Source organism: Desulfovibrio piger ATCC 29098, from assembly GCF_000156375.1.
GTDB classification, from domain to species: Bacteria; Desulfobacterota; Desulfovibrionia; order Desulfovibrionales; family Desulfovibrionaceae; genus Desulfovibrio; species Desulfovibrio piger.
In genome coordinates this window covers 547,417-564,571 of sequence record NZ_DS996359.1, presented here as the reverse complement: position 1 = coordinate 564,571, position 17,155 = coordinate 547,417, and the positions used below count along the sequence as shown (strand labels likewise).

Here is a 17,155-nt window from a genome sequence, read left to right as displayed (position 1 = left end):
TCATAGCTTTAAGCTTTTTTGAACCTCCCGCCTAGCGGGAGGTTTTCTTTTCATACAAAAACGCGCAGTGATTGCCATCACTGCGCGCCGTCATAGTGCGGATACAGCCGGCACGGATGCCGGTCGAGCATCATCAGAAATACATGGTCAGCAGGTCGCGGGCCCGGGCCACGTCGGTACGGATCTGGGCCACCAGGGCATCGGCGGACTCGAAGCGCTTCTCGTCGCGCAGGCGGGCCACGAAATCCAGGCGCAGCTCATTGCCGTAAAGGTTCAGGTCCGTATCCAGCAGGAAGCTCTCGATGCTCAGGCCGTAGTCCCCAAAGGTGGGCTTGCGGCCGATGTTGGTCACGGCCTGCAGGGTCCTGCCCAGGTGCGGCACCACCACGCGGGTGGCGTAGACGCCCGGCGCGGGCAGCATGGTGTCCGGGATGGCGATGTTGGCCGTGGGGAAGCCCAGGCCGGTACCGCGGCCTTCGCCGTGCACCACCAGGCCCTCACAGCCGTAGGCATGGCCCAGCAGGCTGGCGGCCGTGGCCACGTCGCCCTTGCCGATGAGCTCGCGCAGGCAGGTGGAGCTGACCACATGCCCGCCCACTTCCACCGGCGGCAGCTGGTCCACGTCAAAGCCGTACTTTTCGCCCAGGGAGCGGAGCACATCAGGCTGACCGCTGCGGCCGCGCCCCAGCGTGAAATCATGCCCGATGACCAGATGTTTGAGCCGCAGCGGCAGCAGGTGCTGCCGGACGAACTCCTCGGGCGACAGCGCGGCCAGCTCATGGGTGAAGGGCAGCTCCAGCACGCGCAGATCGCCCAGGCCCTGCAGCAGGCGCATGCGGGCGGCCCGGCTGGTCAAGGGCTGATGCGGCTTGCCGAAGAGCACGCGCGGATGCGGCCAGAAGGTGATGACCACGCAATCCAGGCCGAACTGCTGGCTGTAGGTCAGCGCACGGCGGATGAGGACCTGATGGCCCTGATGCACGCCGTCGAAATTGCCGATGGTGACGGCCGTGGCGCGGGGGGACGCGGAAGGGGAAGTTTCCATGATGATCCAGTTGCTCAGATAAGACGCTCGAAAATGGATTGATAGGTCTGCCGCACATGCAGCATCAGGCGCAGGGCCATGGCCTGTGCGCGGGCCTCGTCCTCGAAAAAGACAGCGGCCAGGAAGCGGGACACGGGACGGAAATCCGCGTCGCCCCGCTCTGCCAGCACCTCCCAGTAGGCCGGGGCACGCTCCAGGGCCAGGGCCGAGGTCTTGTCCGTATGGCTCTGGCCGAAGCTCTCCCGGAACTGCCGGAACATGGCCTCGGCATGGTCAGGGAAGGAGCGCTGCAGGGCCAGGCGCCACAGGGCCATGCACAGGCCGCGCCACTCCGCCAGCAGCCGGGCGCGACGCCGGAACTGCAGACGGCCGATGCCGAGGATGTGCAGGGCCCGTCCCGCATCCAGGTCGAGGAGCAGGACGGGGAAGTTGTCCAGGGCCTCCTGTACCGCATCGGCACGGACGGCCATCAGGCTGCTCATGCCTCCGCCTGACCTTCAGTCGCGGGCTTGCGGCGACGGCGGCGACGGCGGCGCTTGGTCGTGCCCTCCCCTTCGGCAGAGGCGGGAGCATCCCCGGCATCCGCCGCGGGCGCGGCTTCCGCGACGGCCTCGGCGGCAGGCGCAGCGGCCTCGGCGCTCTTGTCCCCGCGATCGCGGCGACGACGGGAGGAACGCTTGCGGCCCCGGCCTTCGCCCTCACCACGACGGGAAGACTCGCTGCGGCCTTCGGGCAGCTGCTGCACATGGCCCAGACTCTCCTGATAGGCGGCGTCCACCAGCATGGCCAGCAGCAGGCCGTTCTCGTCGTCCTCGGCCTGGGAGGCCAGTTCGCGCACCAACGGCGCATAACGGGCCACGCGCATCTTTTCCAGACCGGTCAGCTTGCGGAAACGGCTCTCCAGCAGGGTGGTCACGCGCGCACCGGCCACCACGGCCACGTCCTCGTCCGTGGGCGCGGGGATCTCGCGCAGGGCGATCTTGTAATGTCGGGCGATGCGCTCCAGCTCCATGCGCTGCATGATGTCCACCAGCGAGATGACCGTCCCGGCGGCCCCGGCACGGCCCGTACGGCCGGCACGGTGGATGTAGCTTTCGTGGTCTTCCGGGGGCTCATAGAGGAAGACGTGGGACAGGGCCGGGATGTCGATGCCGCGCGCGGCCACGTCCGTGGCCACCAGATATTGCAGGCTGCCCTGGCGGATCTTGTCCAGCACGGCCTCGCGACGGGCCTGGGAAAGGTCGGCCGACAGCTCGTCGGCATTGTAGCCAAAGCCCTGCAGCACGCCGGTGATGTAATGGACGTTGGCCTTGGTGTTGCAGAAGATGATGGCCGATGCCGGGTTCTCGGTCTCCAGCAGACGCACCAACACGCGGTCCTTGTCCATGGGGCGGCTCTGGCAGAACAGATGCTGCACTTCGGCCACATGCACTTCCTTCTGCGAGAGGGAAAGCATGGAAGGCTCGGTCAAAAATTCCCCGGCCAGCTTGAGCACGTGCGGCGGGTAGGTGGCCGAGAACATGCTGGTGTGGATGCGGCGGCGCGGCAGGTAGCGCTGCACTTCCTTCATGTCGGGGTAGAAACCGATGGACAGCATGCGGTCGGCCTCATCGAAGACCAGGACGTCCAGATCCTCCAGCGAGAGGGTGCGGCGCAGCAGATGGTCCAGCACGCGGCCGGGCGTGCCCACCACCAGCTGGGCCCCGTCACGCAGGGCGTCCATCTGCTTCTTGTAGCCCACGCCGCCATAGACGGCCACGGGGCGGATGCCCGTGCCTTCGAACAGGGTGCGCGCCTCGTGCTCCACCTGCACGGCCAGCTCGCGGGTGGGCACCAGGATCAGGGCCTGGACGGCGTGCAGTTCGGGATCCAGACGCGGCACCAGGGGCAACAGGTAACAGCCGGTCTTGCCGCTGCCGGTACGGGACTGCACCATGATGTCGCGGCCTTCCAGCAGGTACGGCAAGGCCAGGGACTGCACGGGCATCAGGGACGTCCAGCCCGCACGGCCGCAGGCGGCGGCGATGGTCTCGGGCAGGGTCTCCAGCGTGGCGCGCGGCAGGGCGTTCTCGGGCTCGGCCACGGAAAAATTCTCAAGGGAAGCGCCGGGGGTGGAAAGTTCGGCCGCAGGGGCGGCCTGTTCCTGCGCGGCCTCTCCGGCGGAGGCGGGGCAGGTAGGATCGGTGATGTCGGACATGATAGCTCTCTGACGCATGGCGGCCGGGGGACCCCGTCTGCCGCCGATGCGGATGGGTTATTCTTTGGATATCGGAAACGCATTAAATTGCCACAAGCGGCGCCCATGCGCAAGGCGCCGCCGGGACCCTCCCGCGGCGGGCACGGCACGGACTATAAAGCCCTTCCCGATGTCAGAGGAACCGGTCGGAGCGCGGTTCATGCCGGACACCGGGGCCCCGCCCGCTGTTGCCGGTGGAAAGCCCCCTCCGGCTTTCCCGGCAGGTGGAGCACGAGGCACCCCGTACACAGGGGCGGCAAAAAATGCGGGGCGCGGCTCTTGTCACCCTGGCGTCGCCGGTCTGTCACCGGCAGCGGACAGACTGTGAAAAAAGGCCGCCGGATGCGGGGCGCCGCTTGCGTCCGGGCAAGAATGCGGCTAGCCTGAAAGGCCTCACCGGCGCGCCCGCCGTACGGACGGGAGCTCCGGAGCATGTTTTTTTGATTCGGAGGGAGCCATGGCGCAACTACAGCCGGATTTCGGTCCCGATTTCTCCAAGGGACTGGTCCCCGCCATCGCGCAGGACGCGGCCACGGGCGAAGTGCTCATGCTGGCCTATATGAATGAAGAAGCCTGGAAACGTACCCTGGAAACCGGCGAGGCCCACTACTGGAGCCGCAGCCGCAAGGAACTCTGGCACAAGGGCGGCACGTCCGGGAACGTGCAGAAGGTGCTTTCCATCCGCCTGGACTGCGACAACGACACCGTGCTGCTCAAGATCGAGCAGATCGGCGGCGCGGCCTGCCATACGGGGCGGCGTTCCTGCTTTTACCGGGAATGGGACAACGGCGTGGTGCGCGAGTGCTCCCCCGTGGTCTTCGATCCCCAGAAGGTCTACGGCACCAAATAGCCGGGACCGCACGATGCTTTTTTCGGGCCTTCGGGCCCGTCTCTGGGAAGGAGCCATGCGGCGCATGGCCCAAACAACACAGCAGCAGGCCTTTCGCCTGCCGGAGTAGACACGATGAGCGAAGAATCGCAGGCCATCCTTAAACTGGGCGTGCCCAAGGGCTCGCTGGAAGACGCCACCATCAACCTTTTCGAGCGCGCCGGCTGGAAGATCCGCAAGCATACGCGCAACTATTTCCCGGACATCAACGACCCCGAGATCACGGCCTCGCTGTGCCGCGTGCAGGAGATCGGCGGCTACATCGCCGCGGGCATCCTGGACGTGGGCATCACCGGCCTGGACTGGCTCACCGAAGGCGGTCATGAAGACAAGGTGGTGCATGTGGCGGATCTGGTCTACTCCAAGACGTCCAACCGTCCCTGCCGCTGGGTGCTGGCCGTGGCCGGTGACTCCCCCTACCAGTGCCCGCAGGATCTGGCCGGCAAACGCATCGCCACCGAGCTGGAAGGCCTGACCCGCAATTACTTCAAGCGCGTGGGCGTGGACGTGAACGTCTTCTATTCCTGGGGCGCCACGGAAGCCAAGGTCGTGGAAGGCCTGGCCGACGGTATCGTGGAAGTGACCGAGACCGGCACCACCATCCGGGCCCACGGCCTGCGCATCATCGACGAAGTGATGTGTTCCTACCCGGTCATCATCGCCAACAAGGAAGCCTGGGCCGATCCGCGCAAGCGCGCCAAGATCGACCAGCTGACCCTGCTCCTGCAGGGCGCCCTGCGCGCTGAAAGTCTGGTGGCCATCAAGATGAACGCCCCGGCCTCCAATCTGGACGCCATCCTCGAGATGCTGCCCTCCCTGAACTCGCCCACGGTCTCGCCCCTGCGCGACGAGGCCTGGCTCTCGGTGGAAACCGTGGTCAACATCGACGTGGTGCGTGACCTCATTCCCCGCCTGCGCGAAGCCGGGGCCGAAGGCATCATCGAATACGCCCTGAACAAGGTCATCTAGCAGGGATCATTTGAAAGGATATCCGTGGGGGAGGGAGCCCTTATCTCTGCTGTCGATGCCCGTAGCTTCCTTCGTCGCAACGGGCACGGCCCTTGCAGGCCGCCTTCGGTCGCTTGCTTGCGGCAAAAAGGGGCTCCCTCCCCCACACCCCCTCCCTCCCCAAAACCCGCCATACGGGGTTGGGGGATACCGGGAAGGATAGGTAGCGGCATCTCCTGCGGGAGAAGGTCGCTTTTTTGTTATTCGGGTGCATGGCCATATCGCCTTGCCCGACGCTCTCCAGATCCTTTCCCAAAACCGGACGCCCGGGCACAGGGGCATCCGGCACAATGACAGTTTTGCTCTCCCCTACCGTATGCCTCCACGAGGTCCCGTCATGTATCGCCAGACCCTCCGCCTGCTGACCGTCCTCTGTCTCCTGGGCGCCGCCCCGGTCTTTACCGCACAGGTATCCGCAGACAGCGGCTCCCTCACGTCCACCGTCACCAGTGTGGCCGCCATGACCGGCCCGTCCCGGCAGCCTTCGTCCTCCGTCCGGCCTTCCCCCCGACCCGCCCAACGGCAATGGCAGGGCAATCCCGCACGCAAGGGCTACGACGACTTCCGCAACAAGCACCACCTGCGTCCCGAAGGCCAGCACCGCCTGCCCCGGCCCCGCATCCAGCGGGACGGCTCCTGGCGTCCGGGCCGTCACGACTGAGGACGTCCGGCGCAGGAAGCTCGCGCACGCCGCCTTAGACCCGCGCTTCTCCACACGAGGCAGGGTACCGGCTCTCCAGGACGATCCCTGATCCCTCTCTGCGTACCTGACCTTCATCCCGCCTAGAATGCATGCTCCCCCCGCGAAGTCGGCAGGGACGAACCAGACAGTCCGGTACGGCAGCAGCCTGCCCTATGCCCGCCCGCCGCAGCTGCACATGCCCTGATGACAGGTCGCAGCCCCTTCCATCGCACCGCAGTCCTTCCTCCGGAACGAAAAAGTTTGCAGCAAACCCCGGAAGAGGATACAAGCAAGCAGGACGGCGCGCATTAGGGAAATTTTTCCCAAGCACTGTCCTGCTCCCACAACCTTCCAACAAGAGAACGCATCATGGAAAAAGACGCCAGCCGCGAATTCATGGAAAACCTGCCCGAGCTGGAACCGGGCAAGACCTTCTGCTTTGCCTGCCATCCCGAAGTTCCCTGCTTCAACCGCTGCTGTGCGGAACTGACCCTGCCCCTGACCCCCTATGACGTGCTGCGCCTGCGCCGTCATATGAACAATATGCCCAGCGAGGCCTTCCTCAACGACTTCACCCGCATGCGCACCTTCCCCGATACGGGCTTCCCCCTGCCCCTGCTGCGCATGCTGGAAGGCCCCGGCGAGCCCTGTCCCTTCGTGACGCCCGGCGGCTGCTCCGTGTACGAGAACCGCCCCGGCGCCTGCCGCTTCTACCCCCTGGGCCGCGGCACCAAGATGGGCCACGATGGCGTGGACGAACGCTTCTTCCTGGTGCGTGAGCCCCACTGCCACGGCTTTGACGAAGGCAAGGAATGGACGGCCCAGACCTGGCTGGCCAGCCAGGAACTGGACGAATACAATGCCGCCAATGACCGCTACATGCGCCTGATGGCCATGGTCAAGGCCACGGAAAAGCCGCTGGAACCGCGTATGGCCACCATGGTCATCCTCTGCCTCTATCAGCTGGACAAGTTCCGCGAACTCATCGAGAAGATGGGCATCTTCCGCCGCGTGGAGATCACTGAAGAGCGCCAGAAGGCCGTCATGGAATCCGACGAAGCCACGCTGGACTTTGCTCTGGACTGGCTGGAGCTGGTCATCTTCGGACAGAGTGAAGGTTTGAACAAAAAGTAGCTTTTTTTTGCAACTGTAAAAAAAGCTGACATCTGACAGCCTGCTTTCCATCAGGGGAGCAGGCTGTTTTTGTTTTCCGTATCTCTTTTGGTTACGGCATGTTAGCTTGCGATTGGGATTTTTTGCACAAATGGCATGTTTTTTGCTGTTTTTGACGGCAAACATACCGGGAGGAGTTATGAGTTTTGGCAGATCACTGTATCAATTTCTGTTAAGCAGCTCGCAGGCCTACGCCAAATGGGACCTGGAAGTCTCCACGTCCATCATCAAGAACCGCAAAAAAATGCTGTTCCTGCTGGCCCTGGCCGCGCCCATCCTGCTTGTGTGCGGTGCCGAAGCCTATGAAGCCCACGAGATGCTGGGCGGCAAAAGCGCGTATGCGCCGGCCTTCTACACCACCACCATTTTCCTGGCCTCCATCGCCGTTGGTCTGGCGGCCGGCCTCATCACCGGCTGCATCGGCGCCGGTGGCGGCTTCATCATCACCCCGGCCCTGATGGCCGCGGGCGTCAAGGGCATCCTGGCCGTCGGTACGGACCTGTTCCACATCTTCGCCAAGGCCATCATGGGCACCACCGTCCACAAAAAGCTCGGTAACGTGTCCGTCAAACTGGCCATTGCGTTCCTGGTGGGCTCCGGTGCCGGTACCTTCGTGGGCGGCGCCATCAACAAGGGCCTGTACAATGCCGACCCGCTGCTGTCCGAAATGTTCATCAGCACCATCTACGCCGTGCTGCTGGGCTTTCTGGGCTTCTACGCCCTGTTCGACTTCCTGAAAGCCACCCGCGGCACCCAGGCCGACAGCGGCGACGCTCACGGCGGCACCGCCGGCATGACCGGCCTTTCCGTCAAGCTGCAGAGCCTGAACGTGCCCCCCATGATCACCTTTGACGAAGACCTGGTGCCTGGTGGCCGTCGCATCTCCGGCTGGATCGTTGCCGCCGGTGGCGTGGTCGTGGGCATGCTGGCCGCCATCATGGGTGTGGGCGGCGGTTTCGTGACCTTCCCCATGTTCGTGTACATCTTCGGTGTGTCCTCCATGACCACCGTGGGTACCGACATCCTGCAGATCATCTTCACCGCCGGTCTGGCTTCCGTGGGCCAGTACGCCATTTACGGTTACGTGTTCTACACCCTGGCCGTGGGCATGCTGCTGGGTTCCCTGCTGGGCATCCAGGTGGGCGCTCTGACCACCAAGGTCGTCAAGGGCGTGCACATCCGCGGTTTCTACGCCGTGTCCATCATCTCCGGTTTCATCAACCGCGCCGCCACCCTGCCCAAGAAGCTGGTCGAGATGGAATACCTCGACTGGTCCATGTCCGTGGTGAATATCATCGAAGAAGTGGGCAACGTGATCTTCTGGGTGGTCGTCGCCTTCTTCGGCCTCTGGGTGTTCAGCAAGTTCTTCCTTAATCTCGGCAAGCTCAGAGGGGAGGCCTAATTATGCTTATTCATGAAAAAGGCCCCTTTGTCCGGGGTTCCGTCCTGCTGATTTCGTTCCTGGTCCTGTTCTGTGTGCTGCTCACCCCCGTCATGCGTGACGAAAAGGGCAACCACCTGACCGGCCTCCAGTACGCCGACAACGTGTTCAACGAACTTTCCAAGGGTTCTTCCTACTTCATCCCCAGCGTGCGTGAACATGTGAAGACCGTGGAAAAGGTCAACGTCAAGGTCACCGTGACCATGAAGAAGGCCGATCTGGCCGAGACCGCCGTGCAGGTGCTGACCAAGGCCGGCATGACCGCCAGCGCTGACGGCGCCAAGGTCACCTACGAAGGCAACCTGGCCGCCATGCTGAACGCCGCCACCACCGACGCCGACAGCCTGTACCACAACGATGCCGAGACCGTGACCGCCCGTTACGACGGCACCCATGCCCTCAAGGCCGCCGCGGCCTGGTGGTATGTGCTGAGCCCCTCCATCAAGGAACTGCAGAAGCAGCGCCTGATCGCCGAGGCCCAGGTCGTTGACCAGGTCCTGCGCCGCGCCGTGGAACCCGGCAACAACTTCTACAGCGTGGAACCCGTGAAGGTGTCGGATCACATCTGGCTCATGAGCGGCATGCTGATCTTCTACGTCATCTACACGCTCTGGTATGGCTTCGCCATCTTCGAGCTGTTTGAAGGCGTTGGCCTTGCCATGACCAAGTCCAAGGTCAAGCAGGAAGGCTAGTTCCCGGTCTGGCCTTTCCAGGCGGGCAACGTCAGGCGCCGGCGGGCAACCGTCGGCGCCTTTTTCATTCCTGTCGCCGACGCATCCCTTGCAGACGATGGCCGTCTCAGCCTGATTTCCCCTTTTCCGACGCTTCTACCTTGCCTGCCGCCCCATCCGGGGGCGTTCCCGACCCGCCCCCGCCGCTGGCCCCAAAGACACGCCGCTGACCGTTCCCTTTTCCACGGATCTGCCCCAGCGACAGGATAACTGTCGTGCGGGACGCCTGCTCCCCGTTCCCGCCATCCCTCGCGGATCTCCTGCCCGTCGCCTCTTTTGCCGGCCCGGGACACGCCCTTTCCCTCCTCCCTGGGACGCGCCTTCCTTTTTCGTCCTTTTCCCCTGCGGGACATTGACACCCCCGCTTTACCGAGGCTATCCTGCCGGGATAACGCCCGTAACGGGCCAACTCCACGCAAGGACAAGTTCGATGATGGATATTGATCGCCAGATGGCCGTGATCAAGCGCGGCGTGGCGGAACTGATTGACGAGAAGGAACTGCGCAAAAAACTGGAACGCGGCACGCCCCTGCGCGTGAAGGTGGGCTTTGACCCCACCGCTCCTGACCTGCATCTGGGCCACACCGTGGTCATGCACAAGATGCGCCACTTTCAGGAACTGGGCCACCAGATCATCTTCCTGATCGGTGACTTCACCGGCCGCATCGGCGACCCCACCGGCCGCTCCGAGACCCGTCCTCCCCTGACCGAGGAACAGGTCATCGCCAATGCCGAGACCTACAAGAAGCAGGTCTTCAAGATCCTCGATCCCGAAAAGACCATCGTGGAATTCAACTCCCACTGGCTGGGCAAGATGGACGCCTCGGACTTCATCCGTCTGGCCTCCAGCTATACCGTGGCCCGCATGATGGAACGCGATGACTTTGAAAAGCGTTTCCGTGAGCAGCGCCCCATCTCCATCCACGAATTCATCTACCCCCTCTGCCAGGGCTATGACTCCGTGGCCCTCAAGGCCGACGTGGAAATGGGCGGCACCGACCAGAAGTTCAACCTGCTGGTGGGCCGCAACCTCCAGGCCCACTACGGCATGGAAAGCCAGTGCATCCTGACCATGCCCCTGCTGGAAGGCCTGGACGGCGTGCGCAAGATGTCCAAGTCCTACGGCAACTACATCGGCATCGACGAAGCCCCCTCCGAGATCTTCGGCAAGGTCATGGCCATCTCCGACGAACTCATGTGGCGCTACTACGAGCTGCTGTCCTTCAAGTCTCTGGAAGAGATCGCCACCCTCAAGGAAGACGTGGCCCAGGGCCGCGTGCATCCCAAGGCCGCCAAGGAGATGCTGGCCCACGAGATGGTCAGCCGCTACCACAGCGAAAAGGACGCCGACGAGGCCCGCCAGGGCTTCAATGCCGTCTTCGCCAGCGGCGGCGTGCCGGATGACGCCCCCTGCCACACCTGCGCCCAGGGCGACGACAGCACTCCGCCCGCCTTCCTGGAAGCCGCCGGTCTGGTCAAGAGCCGCGGCGAAGCCAAGCGCCTCATCAAGGAAGGCGCCCTGTCCGTGGACGGCCAGCGCTGCGACGACGCCATGTCGCCCCTGGCTGCCGGTGAATACGTCATCAAGCTGGGCAAGAAGCGCTTCCTGCGCCTGACCGTCACGGCCTAAGCTGCCGCAGCTGTTTTTTTGCGAGGGGGCGGGGGGACTTTTGTGAACAAAAAGTCCCCCCGCCCCCTCGCGCTCCCCCACCCCTTCAAAAAACTTTGCTCCGGTCCGTGCGCCGGTCTCCGTCGCTGTCTCACCGGCAAAAACATCCTTCCCCGAGCGGCCGACCTTTGAGAGCGGGATGGTTCCCCACAGCCGAATCCACGGCCGGACAAGCCCCGGGGCAGACAGTCTCTATCCGCTTATTGTTCCCCATTCCGGCAAATTTTTTGTGCCCGGCCCCCGTCCCTGAATCCGGAGCGGCCCGCCCTGCCGGTACGTCAACGCCCTCCGCTGCTTCCCTGCCGTCCGCCCCCGGAGCCTTTCCCCATTCCTTGCCCCTTGCCGGTGGCCATGACAGGACACGCCGCAACCTCCGGCAATTTGCAAAAACTCCCTTCATTCCCGGAGGGGCACCCATCTGTTCCCTTTTCCCGGCATGCCCGGATGTCCCCGCCCTCCGGACAACGGCGGAGACCGTCGTCCGCACCCAAACAAGGTTTTTTCGGGGTTGGGGGTGTGGGGGAAGGGGCAGTTTTTGCCCAAAAAACGCCCCTTCCCCCACCACAAAGCTGCTTCCAATCCCCCGGCCGGCAATGCTATCCTGCGGCAGGAGAAAATTATGCGAAACACGCCTTTGAGCCCGCTGTGCGCGGTTTGTCTGCTGGTGATGCTGCTGTGCCCCCTTGCTGCAGGTGCGGCACAGCCTCAAAAAAACATATCGTCCCCCCTGACCATCACGGTACAGGAAGCGGAGCCCGGCCAGATGCTGATCTTGGGCAGCAGCCCCGAAGACAGCGACCTGCGCGTGGGAGCCCTGATCTGCCGACCGCTGGCCGAACAGGCGGTGGACAGGAAAAAAACAGGGGGCGGCCTGCGCCTGGACGTGCCGCTGGAATGGCTGGACGGCTATGTGGCGGCCCGCAGCGGCAAGGAGGATCTTCCCTTCCGGCTCTGGCAGCAGGGCGAGCAGTGGACCTCCAGCCTGCCCATACGCCTGCATGATGCCTGCGCCGCGGCCCCCATGTCCCGTTTGACGGAACGCTGGCAAATGGTGCGGGAAAAGCTGTCGCGCCAAAAGCTTTCCCAGCCCTGCCGCAGCTTCCGCCAGCTGGGCGACAACTGGCTGCCCCTGGTCCTCTGGTGGGACGGCTATCAGGCCTTCAAGGAAGACCGGCCCTATCGTCCCCTGGAGCTGGGGAGCATGGCGTCCCAAAGCGACGCCCTGCTGGACTGGTGCGCCAAGCACCCCGGCAAGCCGTTGAAAAAGGCCCTGGAGCAGCTTGCGGCCCCCAAGGCGGCCCCTGCGACACGCTGACCCGGCATGACGGCCGGCCCTGTCTCTTCTCGCGGCCGGACGGTTCTTGATATCCGTACAGACAACGCCCCACAGGAGTCACATGCACAAGCTCTATCTCGTCATGGTGGGCCTGCCCGCACGCGGCAAGTCCCGTCTGGCCCGGCGCATCTGCGGCGGCCTGGCGGCTGACGGCTTCCGTTCAGCCATCTTCAACAATGGCGACGTCCGCCGCGAACTGCTGGGAGCGGAATCCACCCTGCCGGAGTTTTATTCCCCGGACAATGCCGAGGGCCGTAGGATACGTGAGGAGATCTGCCAGCAAAACCTGATCCGGGCCAGGGAATGGCTGAACCGGGAAGGGGACGTGGCCATCCTGGATGCCACCAATGTCAGCCGCGCCCGGCGAGCCTTCATCGAGCGTACCCTCACGGACCATCCCGTGCTCTTTCTGGAATGCGTCAATGAAGACCCCGTCCTGCTCAATGCCTGCATCCGCAACAAGACCAAATTGCCGGAATATGCGGGCTATACCGAAGACGAGGCCCTGGCGAGCTTCGTGGGCCGCATCGGCTATTACGAAGCCATTTACGAGCCTGTGGGCAAGGAACAGTACTGGCTGTGCGTGGACACCATGTCCAGCCGCATCCTGGCGGAACAGCCCTGCGAAGGTTCCCCCTACTATCCCGCCATCCGCGAGATCGTAGTCAGCTGGTGGGTGCAGAGCCTGTACCTGGCGCGGCATGGCCAGACGGAATACAACGTGCAGGGCCGTATCGGCGGCGACCCGCCCCTGACGGCCAAGGGCCGGATGCAGGCCGAGGCCCTGGCCCTGCACCTGCGCGACCAGAAGCTGGACTGGGTGTTCACCTCCACGCGCATGCGCTCGCACGAGACCGCGGCGCCCCTGCTGCGCGGGCGGCACGAGACCCGCGTGATGGCCTTCAAGGAATTCGACGAGATCTGGGCCGGGGATTGCGAAGGCATGTGCTACAGCGAGATCCGCGAGACCATGCCCGAGGTCACGGCAGGCCGTAACGCGGACAAGTACCACTACGCCTACCCGCACGGCGAAAGCTACGCCATGCTGCGCGAGCGTGTGCGACGCGGCCTGCAGCGGGCCCTGTTCCTGGCCGGTGAGCTGCCCGTGATGCTGGTGGGGCATCAGGCCATCAACCGGGTCATCCTCTCGCTGTTCCTGCGCCAGCGCGAGGAGGACATCCCCTACACCAACGTGCCGCAAAACCAGTATTACCACATCTCGCTCACGCCCCGCCGCAAGCTCATCGAACGCATCAGCTACTAAAACATAGAAGACATGGCTTATATCAGACCCCAGCCCAAACAACGCATAAGCAAAGAAGAACGTAACCAACTTCTTCAGGAATATTACCTGTATTATAAAGAGCTTATCCATGAGCAAGGAATTGAAGCACTTAATCTAAAAATTCCACGTGAAGTCTTTGCTTCTGTTCTTGATGAAGTGGGATCCTTGCTTCAAGAGAGAGCCGCTCAGCTCTTATCTGAAAGCGAAGCTGTTCGCCAATTTCTGGAGAAAACGCCTGTTCCCCCATCTATGGCCTCACAGCTCCCTGAAGATTTTCGAGTATTTGCACTTCTCCTGAATGCACTTAAACAATGGGTATCCGCTGAATCAGCTGCAACAGACAGATTCCTTCTTGGGGGAAATGCCCGAAAGGAATGCAGAGAAGTTACAAATACTTGCCTAGTGACAGGAAAAGAAATCGGAGATGATGGAGAATTGCACCACCCTGTCAGGGATGGGCGACCTCCTGTTCTCCTCTCCCGCGAAGGGCACAATATAATTGAATATGGACAGAAAAAACGGGGGGAGTCACAACAGGCGGATGATCTTTCATGGCAAATCATCTGCCAGCGCAGATCAAAAAGTAAGCAATCATGGCGACAGCTTGAGGAAGGATGCCGCCATCTTATCACCCCTGAGTCCCTTTGCCGCCCTAATGCTAAATCATTTGCTAACAAAGTAGTGGAAGAAACTGGCCTTTCTCCCAAAGAAGTTATTGCGCTGATCAAAAGTAAAGTCGGTTAAATGAAAAGCGGCGCAGACATCTGTCTGCGCCGCTTTTCGGTCCCTGCTGGTCATCCTTCTCAAAGTCCCTCAGCCATCTGAGCGGGTCATAGTGATTCAGAGCATGCCAGAATGAAGGTGCGTAATCCCTACGCAGTATGGAAGGCCTATCTAGCCCTCGGTACTGCGGTACTCGTGGGCCGAGGCCACCACGCGCTTGAGCAGGGCCTGCAGGGTGTGCTTCTCGTCCTCCGTCAGCGGGCTGGTCACCGAGGCGTCCCAGCCCCGGATGATCTCCAGCACGTGCGGGTACACGTCCAGGGCCTTCTGCGTCGGGAAGACGGCGGCCGTGCGCTTGTCCTGCGGATTGACCTCGCGCCGGATGAAGCCGCGCTTCTCCAGGTGGGCCAGGGCACGGGTGACGTTGCTCTTGTTGATGTGGATGATGTCCGGCAGCTTGTCCTGGGTCAGGCCGGGCTGACGGCAGATGTTCAGGATGAAAAGATACTGGCTGCCGCTGAGACCGTACGAAGCAAGACGCTTGTTCAGGTACATGAGGTAATGCCGGTTGGCCAGCGCGATCCACTTATAGGTCAGTTCCACAACAGCTCCAGAAAAATGATGTAGGTCACATACGTCGTTTTGTCATAGTCAGCCTTGCAACGCCTTGCAAGGGCAAAAGCGCTTCCTGCTCCGGACGGGTTTTCTGCTTGACAAGGGAAAGCCGCCGGACGTATATCGTTGCACACGCAACGGTATGGCGATATTTCGCCCAGGAATCCTTATGCCCACCCAACACAGATCCCGGCCCCGGACACAGGACCGCAGCACCGCCAGCACCGGCGAAGCCCTGCGCTCCATCTTCAATCGCAACTTCAACGTGGTCGCCTGCATCAACCTGCTGGTCATGACGGCCTACTACCTGATGTTCGTCACCAGCACGGCCTATGCGCGGGCCACCTACGGCGCCAGCCTCAGCAGCGCCGGGCTCACCGCGGGCATCATGGTCATCGGCTGCCTCATCGGCCGCTTCCTGACCGGCAACCTGCTTTCCCTGTGCGGCTGCCGGGGCATCCTGTTTGCCGGGCTGCTGCTCTATTCGGCCAGCATCGCGGCCTTCTTCTGGGTCCCCAACCTGGCCCTGCTTTTCGTACAGCGTCTGTGCATGGGCATGGGCGTGGGCATCATGGGCACGGCCACCGGCACCATCGTGGCCTATGTGGTGCCCCACCAGCATCACGGTCTGGGCATCAGCCTGTTCAGCATGAGCACGGCCTTTGCGCTGGCCCTGGGCCCCTTCCTGGGCATCCTCATCTCCCAGTATTTCAGCTACACCATCCTGGCACAGACCTGCCTGGGTATCGGCCTGGCCTGCATCGTCATCTTCTTCGGCCTGCACAATCTGCCGGAGATGCGCCACCGCCATCGCCCCTTCCTTGAGCTCAACAGCTACATCGACCCGCGCGTGGTGCGTTTTTCGCTGGTGGCGCTCATCACCTGCCTGAGCTACGGCTGCATCCAGGCCTTCATGACCTCCTATGCGGCGGAACGCGGTCTGACCGGTGCGGCCAGCCTTTTCTTCCTGCTCTATGCCCTGGCAGCCCTGGTGACCCGCCCCCTGACCGGCCGCCTGTTCGACCTGCGCGGCGAAAACATCATCTTCTACCCGGCCCTGTTGCTGACAGCCCTTTCCCTGACCATGATGGCCCATGCCAACAGCAGCTGGGTCCTGCTGGCCGCGGGGCTGATCCTGGGCATGGGCTTCGGCAATTTCCAGTCCGCCGGACAGGCGGTCTCGCTTTCGCTGGTGTCCAAGTCCCGCTTTGCCCAGGCCACCACGACCTTCTTCATCTTTTTCGATCTGGGCATCGGTCTGGGGCCCTACCTGTTCGGTTTCATGATCCCCGCCGCAGGCTATGACGGCATGTACCAGACCCTGGCCTTCGTGGTCCTTGGTGCGGTGGCGCTGTACTACGTCCTCCACGGCCGCCGCGTGGCCGCCGCATAGATATCTCCTTCCCCAGAGAGACGGCATCGTCAATCTCCCGGACGATGCCAAAACGCCGGGTCCCCCCGGCGTTTCTATTTTCTGCGGCCGCGCTGCCGCCGGGCCCTTGCGCGGGCAACAGCAAAAGCAGGGTGCCGCCCTGCCGTGTACGGCAAGGAGAGCCCCGGGAGACTTGTTCCGTCAGGATACGTGCCCTGTTCCGGCGTTCCCGGCCCGTACCCGGCGCAGATGCAGGAGCGGATACGGCTGCCCCGCCCCGTCCAGCGGGGAACGGCCCACCACCTCGAAGCCCCGGCGGGCATAAAAAGCCCGGGCCGCCGTGTTCTGTTCATTGACGTCCAGCCATATCCCGGGATGGCGGCTGGCAAAATCCTCCAGCAAGGCCGTACCGATGCCCCGGCCCCGCAGGCCCGGCTCCACGAAGAGCATCTCCACCCGCTGCCCCACGCTTCCCAGAAAGCCCGCCAGCCGGCGACCGCCAGTGGGATTGGGCACCGCCGCCGTACCGGACGGGAGCCCTTCGTGCCCCGCTCCCGGCGCGCGCTCATCCCCCGTACCTCCATGGGGAGCGGCCGCCAGCCAGGCCAGACGCACGCGCTCCATGGCCGGAAGATAGACGCCCGGCAAGGCGGCCCCGATGGCCCGCAGATAGTCCTCCGCCACGAAGCCGTGCGTGGCCCGCACGTTACGCCACCACAGGCACAGCAGGGTCGGCCAGTCCGCAGGCCCGGCATCGCTGAAAGTCACTCGTTGCATCTTTGTTCCTTGCAGGGGTCCTTGCCGTCTCCACCATGCGTACCTGCCGAAGACGGACAAAAGCCCGGACGGCCCCACCGGCAGCGTCCAACGAAGGGACAGGGAACATCCGCCCGCCCTTCCGACGGGCAAAGCAGCCCCCATCAGGCCTGAACTCCGGGGCGCGGTACGAC

Annotated in this window: 16 protein-coding genes; 11 read left to right on the top strand and 5 right to left on the bottom strand. The window is 63.3% G+C overall.

What is annotated here, in order from left to right; translation table 11 throughout:
* Positions 1-133: 133 nt before the first annotated feature.
* From DESPIG_RS09040 to DESPIG_RS09030, 3 genes are read right to left on the bottom strand one after another with little or no spacing between them, the layout of a single operon-like run.
* Positions 134-1,045, bottom strand: coding sequence for a bifunctional riboflavin kinase/FAD synthetase (locus tag DESPIG_RS09040; RefSeq protein ID WP_006007795.1), 912 nt, complete (start codon positions 1,043-1,045; stop codon positions 134-136).
* Positions 1,046-1,059: 14 nt separating this feature from the next.
* On the bottom strand, positions 1,060-1,527 hold the full coding sequence (locus DESPIG_RS09035) for a hypothetical protein (RefSeq protein ID WP_006007794.1): 468 nt from the start codon (positions 1,525-1,527) through the stop codon (positions 1,060-1,062).
* The gene (locus DESPIG_RS09030) at positions 1,524-3,242 is read right to left on the bottom strand and encodes a DEAD/DEAH box helicase (protein WP_040369776.1); all 1,719 of its coding nucleotides are present in this window, start codon (positions 3,240-3,242) and stop codon (positions 1,524-1,526) included. Before DESPIG_RS09030 ends, DESPIG_RS09035 begins: the two co-directional genes overlap by 4 nt.
* A 496-nt stretch (positions 3,243-3,738) precedes the next feature.
* Here DESPIG_RS09030 and hisI point away from each other — a divergent pair, with 496 nt between their 5' ends.
* From hisI to DESPIG_RS13825, 10 genes are all read left to right on the top strand, one after another.
* On the top strand, positions 3,739-4,131 hold the full coding sequence (gene hisI / locus DESPIG_RS09025) for a phosphoribosyl-AMP cyclohydrolase (protein WP_006007791.1): 393 nt from the start codon (positions 3,739-3,741) through the stop codon (positions 4,129-4,131).
* Positions 4,132-4,245: 114 nt separating this feature from the next.
* Positions 4,246-5,139 carry an ATP phosphoribosyltransferase gene (hisG, locus tag DESPIG_RS09020; protein WP_006007790.1) on the top strand — a complete coding sequence of 298 codons (894 nt, stop codon included), beginning with the start codon at positions 4,246-4,248 and terminating at the stop codon, positions 5,137-5,139.
* 376 nt (positions 5,140-5,515) lie between these two features.
* Positions 5,516-5,839: a hypothetical protein gene (locus DESPIG_RS09015; protein ID WP_040369774.1), complete on the top strand. Its 324-nt coding sequence runs from the start codon at positions 5,516-5,518 to the stop codon at positions 5,837-5,839.
* Between the two features lie 390 nt (positions 5,840-6,229).
* Positions 6,230-6,994 (top strand): YkgJ family cysteine cluster protein, encoded by a 765-nt coding sequence (locus DESPIG_RS09010; RefSeq protein WP_040369772.1) that lies wholly within the window; start codon positions 6,230-6,232, stop codon positions 6,992-6,994.
* Positions 6,995-7,172: 178 nt separating this feature from the next.
* Positions 7,173-8,435 (top strand): sulfite exporter TauE/SafE family protein, encoded by a 1,263-nt coding sequence (locus tag DESPIG_RS09005; RefSeq protein ID WP_006007786.1) that lies wholly within the window; start codon positions 7,173-7,175, stop codon positions 8,433-8,435.
* A 2-nt stretch (positions 8,436-8,437) separates the two neighbouring features.
* Positions 8,438-9,166, top strand: a complete 729-nt coding sequence (locus DESPIG_RS09000) for a hypothetical protein (RefSeq protein ID WP_006007784.1) — start codon at positions 8,438-8,440, stop codon at positions 9,164-9,166.
* A gap of 469 nt (positions 9,167-9,635) precedes the next feature.
* Positions 9,636-10,835, top strand: coding sequence for a tyrosine--tRNA ligase (gene tyrS, locus DESPIG_RS08995; RefSeq protein WP_006007781.1), 1,200 nt, complete (start codon positions 9,636-9,638; stop codon positions 10,833-10,835).
* Between the two features lie 658 nt (positions 10,836-11,493).
* Positions 11,494-12,189, top strand: a complete 696-nt coding sequence (locus DESPIG_RS08990; protein WP_040369771.1) for a hypothetical protein — start codon at positions 11,494-11,496, stop codon at positions 12,187-12,189.
* Positions 12,190-12,271: 82 nt separating this feature from the next.
* Positions 12,272-13,474 carry a bifunctional nucleoside/nucleotide kinase/histidine phosphatase family protein gene (locus DESPIG_RS08985; RefSeq protein WP_006007775.1) on the top strand — a complete coding sequence of 401 codons (1,203 nt, stop codon included), beginning with the start codon at positions 12,272-12,274 and terminating at the stop codon, positions 13,472-13,474.
* A 12-nt stretch (positions 13,475-13,486) separates the two neighbouring features.
* The gene (locus DESPIG_RS13825; RefSeq protein WP_006007774.1) at positions 13,487-14,239 is read left to right on the top strand and encodes a hypothetical protein; all 753 of its coding nucleotides are present in this window, start codon (positions 13,487-13,489) and stop codon (positions 14,237-14,239) included.
* A gap of 150 nt (positions 14,240-14,389) precedes the next feature.
* Here DESPIG_RS13825 and DESPIG_RS08980 read toward each other — a convergent pair whose 3' ends face one another.
* Positions 14,390-14,821: a MarR family winged helix-turn-helix transcriptional regulator gene (locus tag DESPIG_RS08980; RefSeq protein WP_006007772.1), complete on the bottom strand. Its 432-nt coding sequence runs from the start codon at positions 14,819-14,821 to the stop codon at positions 14,390-14,392.
* A gap of 181 nt (positions 14,822-15,002) precedes the next feature.
* Between DESPIG_RS08980 and DESPIG_RS08975 the strand changes: the two genes are divergently transcribed.
* Positions 15,003-16,226, top strand: a complete 1,224-nt coding sequence (locus DESPIG_RS08975; RefSeq protein ID WP_040369770.1) for an MFS transporter — start codon at positions 15,003-15,005, stop codon at positions 16,224-16,226.
* Positions 16,227-16,406: 180 nt separating this feature from the next.
* Here DESPIG_RS08975 and DESPIG_RS08970 read toward each other — a convergent pair whose 3' ends face one another.
* Positions 16,407-16,982: a GNAT family N-acetyltransferase gene (locus tag DESPIG_RS08970; protein ID WP_006007763.1), complete on the bottom strand. Its 576-nt coding sequence runs from the start codon at positions 16,980-16,982 to the stop codon at positions 16,407-16,409.
* Between the last annotated feature and the right edge of the window lie 173 nt (positions 16,983-17,155).